This is a genomic window from Sinomonas atrocyanea, assembly GCF_001577305.1.
Taxonomy (GTDB): domain Bacteria; phylum Actinomycetota; class Actinomycetes; order Actinomycetales; family Micrococcaceae; genus Sinomonas; species Sinomonas atrocyanea.
The window spans coordinates 535,203-548,236 of the sequence record NZ_CP014518.1 but is presented as its reverse complement, the minus strand read 5'-3'; the positions used below and the strand labels follow the sequence as shown (position 1 = coordinate 548,236).

Sequence of the window (13,034 nt, the reverse complement as noted above, 5' to 3'; positions counted from 1 at the left end):
ACACTGTCCCCATGACGTATTCCGTGCAGCTGTATTCCGTCCGCGACGCGATCGAGGCGGACCTTCCGGGCACGATCGCCCGGCTGGCCGAGATCGGCTACACCCAGGTGGAGCCCTACAACTTCGCCGCCCGGGCCGAGGAGCTCGCCGCCGCGTTCGCCGAGCACGGCATCACCGCTCCGACGGCGCACGCGCCGCTGCTGTCCGCCGACCAGGACGAGATCTTCGCCGCGGCCAAGCGGCTGGGCATCGGCACGGTGATCGACCCCTACCTCCCCGCCGAGCACTGGCAGGACGAGGCGACCATCCGCGACACGGCGGCCAGGCTCAATGCCGCCGCCAAGAAGGGCGCCGAGCACGGCATCCGCGTGGGCTACCACAACCACGACTGGGAGATCTCCTCCACGATCGGGGGCACCACGGCGCTGGAGTTCTTCGCCGGCCTCCTCGACCCCGGGCTCGTCCTCGAGGTCGACACCTACTGGGCCGCCGTCGGGGGGGCGGACCCCGCCGCGCTCCTGGCGCGCCTGGGCGACCGCGTGGTCGCGATCCACCTCAAGGACGGCCCCGTGGACCACGACAAGAAGGCCCAGCTCCCGGCGGGCCAGGGCAAGGTCGACATCTGGGGCGTGATCGCCGCCGCGAAGGACCTCGAGGTCGGCGTCGTCGAGTTCGACGACTACGCCGGGGACATCTTCGAGGGCGTCGCGGCGTCCCTGCGCTACCTCGAGGCCGGCGCGCCGTCGTCCGCCGAGGCCACGTCGGGGGCCGCGAAGTGAGCCGCGGACCGGTCGGCGTCGCCGTCATCGGCGCGGGCGTCATCTCCAAGCAGTACCTGGACAACCTCACTGCGTTCCCGGACGTGGAGGTGCGCGTCATCGCCGACCTCTTCCCGGAGGCGGCCAGGGCCCGGGCCGAGGAGTACGGGATCGCCGAGCACGGCGCCCCCGAGCTCGCGCTGGACCACCCGGACGTGGAGATCATCGTCAACCTCACGATCCCGGCCGCGCACGTCGAGGTCGCCACCGCCGCCGTCCGGGCGGGCAAGCATGTCTGGACGGAGAAGCCGTTCTCGCTCGACCGGGAGAGCGGGCTGGGGCTGCTGAAGGAGGCGGACGACGCCGGGCTGCGGCTCGGGTGCGCCCCGGACACCTTCCTCGGCGCCGGCCTGCAGACCGCCCGGCGCGTGATCGAGCGCGGCGACATCGGCGTCCCGCTCACCGCCCAGACCGTCTTCCAGACCCCGGGCCCGGAGTCCTGGCACCCGAACCCCGCGTTCCTGTTCCAGCCCGGCGCCGGCCCGCTGTTCGACATGGGCCCGTACTACCTCACCGCCCTCGTCCAGACGTTCGGCAGCGTGCGCCGGGTCGCCGCCGTGGGCTCGAAGGCCCACGCGACCCGTGTGATCGGCTCGGGCCCGAAGGCGGGCGAGGAGTTCACCGTGGAGGTCCCCACGCACGTGAGCGCCCTGGCCCAGTTCGAATCGGGCGCGTCCTCCCACAGCATCTTCAGCTTCGAGTCCCCCCGGACCCGGATGGGCTTCGTGGAGATCACCGGGACCGAGGCGACGCTGTCGCTGCCGGACCCGAACTACTTCGACGGCGAGCTGCAGATCTGCCGCGTCGGCGAGACGGACTGGACCGCGATCCCCACCACGGGCCCGGCCAACGGCCGCGGCATGGGCGTGCTGGACATGGCCCGCTCGATCCGCGCCGGCCAGCCCCACCGCGCCACCGGGCAGCTGGCCTACCACGTGCTCGACACCATGGTCTCGGTCTCGGAATCGATCGACTCCGGCGCGTTCGTCCCGGTGGCGAGCAGCGCGCCGTCGTCCGCCCCGCTGCCCGAGGACTGGGCCCCCACCGAGGCCACCCTCGACGGGGTGCGAGCATGAGCCCCGGCGCCGCCCCCGCAGGGCAGGAAGCGGTGCAGCCGCTCGGCGTCGCGGCGATCGGGTACGCGTTCATGGGCCGGGCCCACTCGCACGCGTGGCGCAACGTCTCGGCGTTCTTCGACGTCCCCGGCATCGAGCAGAAGGTCCTCGTGGGCCGGCACGCCGAGGAGGTCGCCGAGGCGGCCGCGAAGTACGGGTGGGCCGAGTCCGCGACGGACTGGCGGGAGGTGATCGTCCGGGACGATGTGCACATCGTGGACATCTGCGCCCCCGGCTGGCTGCACGCCGAGATCGCCGTCGCCGCGCTCGAGGCCGGCAAGCACGTCCTCGTGGAGAAGCCGCTGGCCAACACGCTGGCCGAGGCCGAGCGGATGGCCGAGGCCGCGGCCGCGGCCCGCCGGCGCGGCATCGCCTCGATGGTCGGCTTCACGTACCGGCGCGTCCCCGCCCTGGCGTATGCGAAGCAGCTCATCGCGGCCGGGCGCCTCGGCACCGTCCGCCAGGTGCGCGCCTCCTACCTGCAGGACTGGCTCGCCGACGAGGACGCGCCCATGACGTGGCGGCTGCGGAAGGAGACCGCCGGGTCCGGCGCGCTCGGGGACATCGCCTCCCACGCGATCGACCAGGTCCAGTACCTCCTGGACGACACCGTCACCGGGGCCTCCGGCCGGCTGCACACGTTCGTGGGGCGCCGCCCCGGCCCGGACGGCCCCGAGGACGTCACGGTCGACGACGCCGCCTGGGCCACGCTGTCCCTCGCCTCCGGGGCCATCGCCTCGATCGAGGTCTCCCGGATCGCGACCGGCAAGAAGAACTCCCTGCGGATCGAGGTGTACGGCTCGGACGGGGCGCTCGCGTTCGACCTCGAACGCCCCGGCGAGCTCGAGTTCCTCGACGCCACCGCCCCGCCCGAGGAGGCCGGCTTCCGGCGGATCGTGGTCACCGAGCCCGGCCACCCCTACATGGCCGCCTGGTGGCCTCAAGGCCACATGATCGGCTGGGAGCACGCCTTCACCCACCAGGCGCGCGACTTCCTGGCCGCCATCCGGGACGGGGCCGCCCCCACGCCCTCGTTCGAGGACGGCCTGCAGGTCCAGCGCGTCCTCGCCGCCATCGAGGAATCCGCCGCCGCCAAGTCCGCCACCGTGCACCTCTGACCCGCCCAGGAGAGTGACCATGCCCCGCCCCTTCACCCTGTTCACCGGCCAGTGGGCCGACCTCAAGCTCGAGGAGGTCGCCGAGCTCGCCGCCGGCTGGGGCTACGACGGCCTCGAGATCGCCGTCTCCGGCGAACACCTCGACGCCGCCCGCTGGGACGATCAGGCCTACATCGACGAACGCCTCGGCATCCTCGAACGCCACGGCCTGCAGCTCTACGCGATCTCCAACCACCTCAAGGGCCAGGCCGTGTGCGACGACCCGATCGACTTCCGCCACCAGGGAATCGTCGGGTCCCGGGTGTGGGGCGACGGCGACCCCGAGGGCGTGCGGCGACGGGCCGCCGAGGACCTCAAGGACACCGCCCGACTCGCCCGCGCCCTCGGCGTGAAGACCGTGGTCGGATTCACCGGCTCGGGCATCTGGCAGTACGTGGCCATGTTCCCGCCCGTGCCCGCCACCGTCATCGACGCCGGCTACCAGGACTTCGCCGACCGGTGGAACCCCATCCTCGACGTCTTCGACGAGTGCGGGGTCCGGTTCGCCCACGAGGTCCACCCCTCCGAGATCGCCTACGACTACGTCTCCACCCAGCGCGCCCTCGAGGCCATCGGCCACCGGCCCGCGTTCGGCCTGAACTGGGACCCCTCCCACATGATGTGGCAGGGCCTGGACCCCGTCGCGTTCATCACCGACTTCGCCGAGCGGATCTACCACGTGGACTGCAAGGACACCCGGATGCGCATGGGCAACGGCCGCGCCGGCATCCTCTCCTCCCACCTGCCCTGGGGCGACCCCCGCCGCGGCTGGGACTTCGTCTCCGCCGGCCGCGGCGACGTCCCCTGGGAGGACTGCTTCCGGGCCCTGACCGCCATCGGCTACGACGGGCCCATCAGCATCGAATGGGAGGACGCCGGCATGGACCGCCTCGTCGGCGCCCCCGAGGCCCTCGCCGCCCTGAAGAAGTTCGACTTCGCCCCCGCCACCGCCTCCTTCGACGCCGCCTTCAGCAACCAGACCTGACCACGCGGCGGCGGCCGCCACGGAACGGCGGGCCGTAAGCCTCTGAGGTTTTACTGACACATCGACCTAAAATGATGGCATGCCCCGCATCCAGGCCGAGTCGAACGCAGCCCAGCGAGCGCTCACGCAGCGCCGGATCCTCGACGCGTTCGGCCAGCTCCTGTTCACCCGCGGGCTGCCCGGCCTGACGATGACCGACGTCGCCCGGCAGGCGGGCGTCGGGCGCACCGCCGTGTACAACTACTACGCGGACATGGAGGAGCTGCTGATCGGTTATGCCCTCGACGAGACCGGCAGGTTCCTCGGCGACCTCAAGGCGAAGCTGTCGGGACTCGAGAATCCCATCGACCGCCTCGCGGTGTACATCCGTGCGCAGGTCGAGGACCTGTCCCGCCGGCACCTCCCTCCCGGACCGGCCATGCGCGCGGTGCTCTCGCCGTCGTCCTTCGCCAAGCTCGGGGACCACGTCGGCGAGCTCAACGCGCTCCTGACCCAGATCCTCCGCGACGCGATGGCGCAGGGGTATCTGCCCGAGGCCGACGTCGACGAGCTCGTGGGGCTGGTGCACGGCTCGCTGACGGCGAGCGCCGACAGGGGTCGAGGCGAGGACGAGGCGCACGACGACGACGCGGACCGCCGCACGGAGGCCACCGTCCGCTTCATCCAGCTCGGAGTGGGCGCCCGGTTCGACTCCCAGGGCAGGCCCGTGCGCCGCTGAGCCGCGGCCCCCGGCAGCGTTCGACGGCAGCGCTCCACAGCGGTGCTCGCCGGCCGCGCTCAGCCGCCGGCGCCCGCAGTCCCAGTCGGCAGGGTGCACACGATCGGCCCAGGCGTCTGGTCGACGAGTCCAGGGGCTGTGAGGGCCTTGAACGACGGGCCGAGGACGAGGTCCACGCTGGCGTCGGCCCGGCCGTCGCGGACGTAGATGCTGCCCGGCACGTTGCGCTGGAGCGTGAACGCGGCGGCCTCCCCCGCGAAGCCGCCGCGCACCACCGCGGGGGCGGCGACGGCGAGGCGATCGTTGCCCACGGTCTTCACCGCGAAGGCCCGCGCCTTGAGCTCCCCGGCGATCTGGGCGGCGAGGCCGTCCTTGCCGGCCGCGTTGAGCACGTTGACCGCGACCTTGGCGGGCGGCAGGTAGTCGTACTTCCCGGCGGGGCAGGTGGCCACCGTGGGCTGGGACGCCGGCTGCGGGAGGGCGAGGCGCCCGGAGAGGACCGCCCAGGCCATGCCGGCTCCGGCGACTACGATCCCCACGAGAAGGGTGATGGCGATGCCGTGGCGGATCCTGCGCCACTTGCGGCTGGCCCGCTCGCTCGGGTCGGGCTCCTCCTCGAACTGGGTGCGCAGCTCAGTGCCGTTCACCACGTGGTGTCCGTGGTACTGGCTCAGGTCCTGGGGGCGGCGGGACACGGTGGCCTCACGCGTCGAGGTCCAGGATGCGGGCGTGGATCGCGGTGCGCTGGTGGAGCGCCGTGCGGACCGCCCTGTGGAGGCCGTCCTCGAGGTAGAGCACGCCCCTGTACTGCACCACGTGCGGGAACAGGTCCCCGAAGAACGTCGAATCCTCGGCGAGCAGCGCCTCCAGGTCGAGCGTGCGCTTGGTGGTCACGAGCTCGTCCAGACGCACCGGGCGGGGCGGCAGGGCGGCCCAGTCCTTGGGCGTGTTGTAGCCATGGTCCGGGTACGGGCGCCCCTCGCCCACCGCTTTGAAAATCACGGCTCCAGCCTAGGGGCGCGGGCATCGGCACGGCAGCGCGCCGGAGTGTCCCGGGGGCATTGTGGCCAAACGGTTATCGCGCTCCGGCGGCCGCCCCCAATGGAAGAATGGGGCGCATGGAGACCGCACCGCCCTTTGCCCTGCTGCTCGACGTGGACGGCCCGATCGCGAGCCCGGTGACCCGCACCGTGAAGCCCGAGATCATCGCCCTGCTGAACGAACTCGGCGCGGCCGGGATCCCGATCGTCTTCAACACGGGCCGTTCGGACGCCTTCATCCGGGAGCAGGTCATGGACCCCATGGTGGCCGCAGGCATGCCCGAGGACCTCATGGTGCACGCCGTGTGCGAGAAGGGCGCCACCTGGTTCTCGTTCACCGCCCGCGGCGCGGGCACGGTGCACGTGGACCACGGCCTGGCCGTCCCCTCCGCCTTCGCCGACGACGTCCGCGGGCTGGTGGCCGCGAGCTACAGCGGCCACATGTTCTTCGACGAGACGAAGCGCGCCATGGTCTCGGTGGAGCAGCGCGTGGACGTCTCCAACGCCGACTACCGGGCGGAGCAGGAGCGCTTCGACGCCGATGCCATGGGCCTCATGGCGCGCCACGGGCTGGGCGCCACCCGCCTGGACCACCACGTCCCCGGCAGCGACGACTCGGTGGACTACCGGGTGGACCCCACGATCATCTCCACCGACATCGAGTCCGTGCGCCTCGGCAAGGACCTCGGTGCGGCGCGCGCCTGCGAGCGGCTGCGGCGCGACGGGATCGTGCCCGAGGCGTGGTACACGATGGGCGATTCGCGCACCGACTACGCGATGGCGGACTGGCTGCACCACAACGACCACGTCGTGGCCCACGTCGACGTCCGCCCTGCGGACGGCGTGCCGGAGAAGCCGTACCGGATCCTCACGTCCGCCTCCCTCGGCCTCGGCCCGGAGGTGATCCACGACGACGCCGGCCTCGCCTTCCTGCTGCGGTGGCGGGACGCGCTGGCCCTCGCCGACTGACGCCCCCGCGACGTCACCGCGTGGGACGCCGACGTCACCGCGTCAGCGGGCCGGGACCTCGGCGGGGAGGACCGCCTCGATCGCGTCGCGGAGCTCGGCGGAGTCCGGCTCGACCGAGGACCGGAACCGGCCCACGACCTCGCCCTCGGGATTCACGAGGAACTTCTCGAAGTTCCACTTGACCTTCTCCCCGAGGTCGTCGCCGGCCGGGTACTGGGTGAGCGCCGCGTAGAGCGGGTGCTGATTCTTGCCCAGGACATCGGCCTTGGCGGCGAGCGGGAAGCTGACGCCGAAGTTGACCCGGCAGAACTCCTCGATCTCCTCGTCCGTACCGGGCTCCTGGCCGGCGAACTGGTTGCACGGGACCCCGAGGACCACGAGGCCGCGGTCCTTGAACTCGCGGTAGAGGGCCTCGAGGCCGTCGTACTGGCGGGTGTACCCGCACTTGGAGGCGACGTTCACCACGAGGACGGCGCGCTGCGCGAACGCGCCGAACGTGGTCTCGGTGCCGTCGTTGAGGGTCAGGGCAATCTCATGCAGGCTCACCGGCCCAGTCTAGGCTCCCCCGTCAGCAGGCCACCGACACGGTGGCGGTGGGCGTCGGCGTCAGGGTGGCCGTCGGGGTCGCCGTCGGCGTGGGCGTGGCCGTGCAGGTGGGGACCGCCGTCGCCGTCATCGCCGGCGCCGACGTCGCGGTGCTGGCCGTGGGCGTCGGGGTCGGCGTCGCGCTCGAGGTGGGGCTCGACGTCGGCGGCGGGGTGGTCGGGGCCGTGGTGGGCGTCGGGGTCGGGCCCGTCGTGGGAGCGGGCGTCCTGCTCGGAGCGGGCGACGGCGCCGGGCTGGCCGTGCTGGGCTGCGAACCGCCAGCGGGCGGCACCGTGGCCGTGCTCGGCGGGGCAGCGGGCGGACCGGCCGGCGTCGGGTCCTTGAGCGGCGGCGGGGTCGGCGCTGTCGGTGCGGGGGCGATGCTCTCGCCCGGTGCCGGCTCCCCGGTGAGGACCGGGATGGCCCAGTTCTGCCGCTCGTTGGTCGACTTGCCGTCCTTCGGCGTGTAGTCGGTGACCTGGACAGGTCCGAGGGTGCCATGCTGCGCGAGCGGGATCAGGGTGAAGCTCATCGGGTCGACGTACTTGCCGTCCTTGATGGTCTCGAAGTGCAGGTGGCATCCAATCGCCGACCCGGTCTCGCCGACGAGCCCGATCACCTGGCCCACCTCGACCGATTCGCCGGTCTTCACGGCGGCGCCGAGCATGTGGTTGTAGGTGGTGACGAGCCCGTCGCCGTGGTCGATCTCGACCCGGTTCCCGCCGCCCCAGGGGTGCCAGCCGGCGGCGCGGACCACGCCCGAATCGGCCGCGTAGACGGGGGTGCCGCAGGGGGCCGCGAAGTCCTGGCCCCAGTGGAACTCCCCCGGCTGCCCGTTGAGGGGGCTGACCCGGTACCCGAACCCGGAGGTGGGCGTGAGCGTGGTCAGCGGGGCGTAGAGCTTCCCCTCCGCGGGCCGCTGCAGGTTCGCCTGGGCGACGAGCACCGGCGAGACGTGGCCCGCCGCGAGCGACCCGACCGCCGTCCTGTAGAACGGCACGACGGCGCTCGGGTCGGCGGTGATCGGTCCTGGAAAGACGTCGTCCGCCAGCGCCGGAGCGGCGCTGAAGACGAGGACGGCTGCTGCAGCCGCGATGCCGGCGCCCATCCGGGCGCGCAGGCGGGTCAATGATGCACAGAGGCCACGGGCCATCAGACTCCCCAATCAGTCGGTGCGTCGCCGCAGCCCGACGCACCCTCACATTTTCCGCACCGCCGCCCGCGGCTGACTAGGGCCGAGAGCCTGTGGATCGGCTGGGAATTGTGAGCTAGCCCCGTGTCGTACAGGCCCGCTCCCCCGACGCAGAACGCCCCCGGTCCGAGGACCGGGGGCGTTCTCGATGTTCCAGGACATCGCAGCGCGGAGGATGGGGGATTTGAACCCCCGAGGGCGTTAACCCAACACGCGTTCCAGGCGTGCGCCATAGGCCGCTAGGCGAATCCTCCAAGTGTGCTCCCAAGAGCAGGCTCCAGAATACCCGACGGCGGCCCCTCCGCCGAATCGGGGTCCCGAGGCCGGCGCACGACGGGGGTGCCGCGTCCCCGCGGGAGCCGCCGCCCGCCGTCGTGCGCGCCGCGATCAGGCGTAGGCGAGGCTCAGGAAGAGCGCCCGCAGCTGCTCCCCCTCGGCAGAGGCGTACCACGCCTTCGCCGCCGCGACGCTGCCGAATGGCGCGTCGGCGAACACCACGTGGGCCAGCAGGAACCCGTTCGGCAGCTCCACCGCTCCGCCCGTCGTGGACTTGTCCGAGGCGCTCAGCGGCCCCGATTCGATGCCCATGCTGTACCACGTGCGGCCATCCGGGGTGGCGTCCGCGTAGAAGGCATAGACCGCCTGTCCCCGCTGGTCGGGAAGGGGCACCCTGGCCTGCTCGATGATCGTCCTGCTGCTGACCGGCCCCGCCGCCCCGCCCGCGTACATGCCCGAGTGGACGGTCGCGAGCTCGTTGCCTGTCGCGTCGCGGACGGTCGCGATCTTCGAGTCCAGGCCCCCGTCGGGGAGCACGGGCCCCTGGGCCACGCTCACCGACCAGCCGGCCGGGTACTCGAAGGAGAGGTGCCCGTCGGGGAACGTGAACTTCTTCAGCGCCGGGGCCGCCGGGGGCGCGGCAGACGGCGCGGCAGACGGCGGCGCGGCGCTGCTCGGAGCGGCCGACGCGGTCGCGAGGCCGGTGGCCGACGCCGGAGCCGAGGCCGATGCGGAGCCGCCGGCAGATGCGGACGCCGCCGAGCTGGTCCCGGCAGGCGGCGGAGCCTGGCCGGCCCCGCACCCGGCCAGCGCGAGCGCCGCGATGGCCCCCATCGTCCCGACACCGAGCCTGCGGGCCCCCGCCCGCGTGGCCCCCACAGATGCGATATTCCCCACGGCTTCCCCCTGTTCCATGCTCTTGAGGAACCCCGGGTGCGGGGCCCGATCACTGCATATCACGCGCGTGGGCAGCGCCCTGCGTGTCGCGCCCGCACACCCCGCAGGACCCGATTCGGGACTCGCCCGGAACTGGGCTACGATGGATTCCAGCCCCTCATGTGGCGTCATCCTGCTGAACTCCCCCAGGACCGGAAGGTAGCAAGGGTAAGTGGGCTCTGGCGGGTGCATGAGGGGCCTTTTCCGTACCTGTGGATAACCGGGCCGGGCACCGGCCCCGATTGGTAGGGTTTCTGACGTGAATGCTCCAGCCGCCCTCTACCGCCGGTATCGGCCGGACACGTTCCAGGACGTGATCGGGCAGGAGCACGTCACCGAGCCGCTCATGACGGCGCTGCGGAAGAACCGCGTCAACCACGCCTACCTGTTCTCCGGGCCGCGCGGCTGCGGCAAGACCACCTCGGCGCGCATCCTGGCGCGCTGCCTCAACTGCGAGCAGGGCCCCACCCCCGAGCCCTGCGGCGTGTGCCCCAGCTGCGTCGAGCTCGCCCGCGGCGGCGCCGGCTCGCTGGACGTCATCGAGATCGACGCGGCCAGCCACGGCGGCGTCGACGATGCCCGCGACCTCCGCGAGCGCGCCACGTTCGCCCCGGTCCGCGACCGCTACAAGATCTTCATCATCGACGAGGCCCACATGGTGACCTCGGCCGGCTTCAACGCGCTCCTGAAGATCGTCGAGGAGCCGCCGGAGCACATCAAGTTCATCTTCGCCACGACGGAGCCGGACAAGGTCATCGGCACCATCCGCTCGCGCACTCACCACTACCCGTTCCGGCTCGTGCCGCCCGAGCCCCTCATGGCCTACCTCGAGCAGCTGTGCACGGCGGAGCACGTTCCGGTGGCGCCGGGGGTGCTCTCCCTCGTGGTCCGCGCCGGCGGCGGCTCGGTGCGCGACTCCCTGTCCGTGCTGGACCAGCTCATGGCGGGCGCCGGGACCGACGGGATCGACTACGAGCTCGCCGTCGCGCTGCTCGGCTACACGCACGCGGCCCTGCTCGACGATGTCGTCGACGCCATGGCCGCCGGGGACTCGGGGACCGTGTTCCGCGCCGTCGATCGGGTGATCCAGACCGGCCACGATCCGCGGCGCTTCGTCGAAGACCTGCTCGAGAGGTTCCGCGACCTCATCATCGTCCAGGCGCTGCCGGACGCGGCCGAGTCGATCCTGCGCGGCATCCCCGCCGACCAGCTCGCGCGCATGCGCGTCCAGGCGCAGAACCTCGGCGCGGCGGAGTTCTCGCGCGCCGCCGACGTCACCAACGGCGCCTTCAACGAGATGACCGGGGCGACCTCACCCCGCCTTCACCTCGAGCTCCTGTGCGCGCGCCTCATGCTCCCCGCGGCCGATGCCACCGAGAGGGGCTGGGCCGCGCGCGTGGACCGCCTCGAGCGGCGCCTCTCCTTCGCGCACGACGGCGATGGGCCGGCCGCCGCTGTCCCGGCGGCAGAGCGCCACGAACCCCCGGTGGTCGAGCGTGCGCTGGCCCCGCGCCGCGACGCGGAGCCGAAGCCCGTCACCGCCCCGAAGCCCGTCACCGCCCCAGAGCCGGTCGCCCCGCCCACGGAAGCGGAGGCGAAGCCCGCCGCGCCCACCCCGGCGCCGGTGGCCCCGCACAGGGAAGCGGAGCCGAAACCCGTCCCAGCCCCGGAGCCGGTGGCCGAGCGGAGCGATGCCGAACCAGCGGCTGCTCCCGAGCCGGCGGCCCCGCGCAGCGAGCCCCCGGCGGCCACGCACAGCGAAGCCGAGCCGGAGTCCCGCCAGACTCCCGAGGCGCAGCACGGCGGCGCGGGCAGCGTCGAGATGTTCCGCCGCGCCTGGCCCGACATCCTCGACGCCCTCGCCAAGGTCAAGCGGAGCACGTGGGCGCTCGTGGGGCCGAACGCGTCGGTCGCCGGATTCGACGGCCGCACGCTCGCGCTCGCCTTCGGGACCTCGGGCCTGGCGTCCGCCTTCACCCGCGGCGACCACTCCGCCAACCTGCACACGGCGATCAAGACCGTGCTGGGCGTCGACTGCCAGATCGATGCGGTCACTGGCGGCAACGGCCCGGGCACCCCGGCCACGGCAGGGGGCGGGCAGCGCCCAAAAGCGCCGGCTGAGCCGCAGCAGGGCACTCCTGCGCCCGAAACCGCCCCGCGCAGGGATCCGGCTGCTCCCAGCGGCCCCTCCGCCGCGGCGCCTTCCCCTGCGTCCGCCGAGCCGCCGGCCGCACCGGCCAGCAGCGCACCCTCCGCCGCCGACATCGCCTGGGGCCTTGCCCCGGGGCCGCAGCCAGCCGCGCCCGTGCAGCCGGCACCCTCCCCGGCTCCGCCGGCAGCGGCGGCGGCCCCTCGGGCCCCCCGCAACTCCGCCGCCCCGGAGGTGGACGCCCCGCAAGCGAGGGCGCCGCAGGCGCAGAGCCCGTTGAGGGATGCCGCGCCGAAGGAACCCGTGCCGGAACAGCCCGCACCGGAAGAGCCTGCAGGGCGCCGCCCGACAGTGCCCGGCCCGCGAGCCGCCGCCGCGACGCCCACTCCCTACGACGACATCCCCTTCTCCGATGAGGAGCCGCCCGGGGACTGGGACGAGCCGTACCCCGAGGACGAGGGCCGTCCAGCACCCCGACGGGCCACCCAGCCCCCGGCGCCCGCGCCCCGGCTCCAGGCAGCCGCCGCGCCCGGCGGCACGGCGCCTGGTGCGACGGCGCCCGGCCAGGGACCGCGGGGGACGCAGCCCGCGGCTCCTGCCGAGGCCCCCAAGGATCCGTGGGCCTACGCCCGCGAGAGCACCCCCGGCGTGTGGACCATCGGCGCCGAACCGAACACCCGCTCCGGTGACGGTGCGGCGGCAGCCGGCCCGGCGTCGTCGTCCGTACCGGGTGAGGCCGCGGCACCGGGGCCGGCGGGCGGTCCCCAGCAGGCCCCGGCCGCCACGGCGGTCGCCGCCCGGAGCACGTACGAGCCCGCCGCAGCCCAGCCGCCGCAGCGCGGCCCGTCCGGCCAGGAGTCGGGCCGGAAGCTGAGCATGTACGAGCGGCTCAGCCGCAAGGCCGCCGCGGAACAGGTGCACGCGCAGCCGCAGCAGGCACCGCGGGAGTACGTCGAGGACGTCGCGAGCGCCGATGACGAGACGATCGAGCAGTCCACCCTGTTCGGCCGGGCCGCGGTCGAGCGGATCCTCGGCGGGAAGCTCATCGAGGAGCGGGGCCTGGACGGCACTGTCATTCCCCCGCGGTAGCGTAG

At 73.2% G+C, this 13,034-nt stretch carries 12 protein-coding genes, 1 tRNA gene and 1 other RNA gene; 8 read left to right on the top strand and 6 right to left on the bottom strand.

Annotated elements, in window-relative coordinates:
* Positions 1-11 precede the first annotated feature (11 nt).
* The 5 genes from SA2016_RS02640 (at position 12) to SA2016_RS02620 (ending at position 4,793) form a co-directional block, all read left to right on the top strand.
* Positions 12-779 (top strand): sugar phosphate isomerase/epimerase family protein, encoded by a 768-nt coding sequence (locus tag SA2016_RS02640; RefSeq protein ID WP_066494970.1) that lies wholly within the window; start codon positions 12-14, stop codon positions 777-779.
* On the top strand, positions 776-1,894 hold the full coding sequence (locus SA2016_RS02635) for a Gfo/Idh/MocA family protein (RefSeq protein WP_066494967.1): 1,119 nt from the start codon (positions 776-778) through the stop codon (positions 1,892-1,894). The genes SA2016_RS02640 and SA2016_RS02635 overlap by 4 nt, the downstream gene beginning before the upstream one ends.
* Positions 1,891-3,051: a Gfo/Idh/MocA family protein gene (locus SA2016_RS02630; RefSeq protein ID WP_066494964.1), complete on the top strand. Its 1,161-nt coding sequence runs from the start codon at positions 1,891-1,893 to the stop codon at positions 3,049-3,051. Before SA2016_RS02635 ends, SA2016_RS02630 begins: the two co-directional genes overlap by 4 nt.
* A 19-nt stretch (positions 3,052-3,070) precedes the next feature.
* Positions 3,071-4,075, top strand: a complete 1,005-nt coding sequence (locus SA2016_RS02625) for a sugar phosphate isomerase/epimerase family protein (RefSeq protein WP_066494962.1) — start codon at positions 3,071-3,073, stop codon at positions 4,073-4,075.
* Positions 4,076-4,154: 79 nt separating this feature from the next.
* Positions 4,155-4,793, top strand: a complete 639-nt coding sequence (locus tag SA2016_RS02620; protein ID WP_066494959.1) for a TetR/AcrR family transcriptional regulator — start codon at positions 4,155-4,157, stop codon at positions 4,791-4,793.
* 59 nt (positions 4,794-4,852) lie between these two features.
* Here SA2016_RS02620 and SA2016_RS02615 read toward each other — a convergent pair whose 3' ends face one another.
* Entirely contained in the window at positions 4,853-5,488 is a 636-nt protein-coding gene (locus SA2016_RS02615; RefSeq protein WP_066494955.1) for a LytR C-terminal domain-containing protein, read from the bottom strand.
* Between the two features lie 7 nt (positions 5,489-5,495).
* Complete coding sequence (locus SA2016_RS02610) at positions 5,496-5,795, bottom strand: type II toxin-antitoxin system VapB family antitoxin (protein ID WP_066494952.1); 300 nt, start codon at positions 5,793-5,795, stop codon at positions 5,496-5,498.
* 107 nt (positions 5,796-5,902) lie between these two features.
* On the opposite strand from SA2016_RS02610, the gene SA2016_RS02605 reads away from it, so the two are divergent.
* On the top strand, positions 5,903-6,802 hold the full coding sequence (locus SA2016_RS02605) for a Cof-type HAD-IIB family hydrolase (RefSeq protein WP_066494950.1): 900 nt from the start codon (positions 5,903-5,905) through the stop codon (positions 6,800-6,802).
* A gap of 42 nt (positions 6,803-6,844) precedes the next feature.
* On the opposite strand, the gene SA2016_RS02600 is transcribed toward SA2016_RS02605, so the two are convergent.
* From SA2016_RS02600 to SA2016_RS02585, 4 genes are all read right to left on the bottom strand, one after another.
* Positions 6,845-7,348 carry a glutathione peroxidase gene (locus tag SA2016_RS02600; protein ID WP_066494949.1) on the bottom strand — a complete coding sequence of 168 codons (504 nt, stop codon included), beginning with the start codon at positions 7,346-7,348 and terminating at the stop codon, positions 6,845-6,847.
* A 22-nt stretch (positions 7,349-7,370) separates the two neighbouring features.
* Positions 7,371-8,540, bottom strand: a complete 1,170-nt coding sequence (locus SA2016_RS02595; RefSeq protein WP_157089102.1) for a M23 family metallopeptidase — start codon at positions 8,538-8,540, stop codon at positions 7,371-7,373.
* Positions 8,541-8,748: 208 nt separating this feature from the next.
* A tRNA-Ser gene (locus SA2016_RS02590) sits at positions 8,749-8,833 on the bottom strand.
* A 133-nt stretch (positions 8,834-8,966) separates the two neighbouring features.
* The gene (locus SA2016_RS02585; protein ID WP_141305493.1) at positions 8,967-9,752 is read right to left on the bottom strand and encodes a hypothetical protein; all 786 of its coding nucleotides are present in this window, start codon (positions 9,750-9,752) and stop codon (positions 8,967-8,969) included.
* Positions 9,753-9,900: 148 nt separating this feature from the next.
* Here SA2016_RS02585 and ffs point away from each other — a divergent pair.
* Both ffs and SA2016_RS02575 read left to right on the top strand, forming a co-directional pair.
* Positions 9,901-9,997: signal recognition particle sRNA small type (gene ffs, locus SA2016_RS02580), an RNA gene on the top strand.
* A gap of 53 nt (positions 9,998-10,050) precedes the next feature.
* On the top strand, positions 10,051-13,029 hold the full coding sequence (locus tag SA2016_RS02575) for a DNA polymerase III subunit gamma and tau (protein ID WP_084249244.1): 2,979 nt from the start codon (positions 10,051-10,053) through the stop codon (positions 13,027-13,029).
* Positions 13,030-13,034 lie beyond the last annotated feature (5 nt).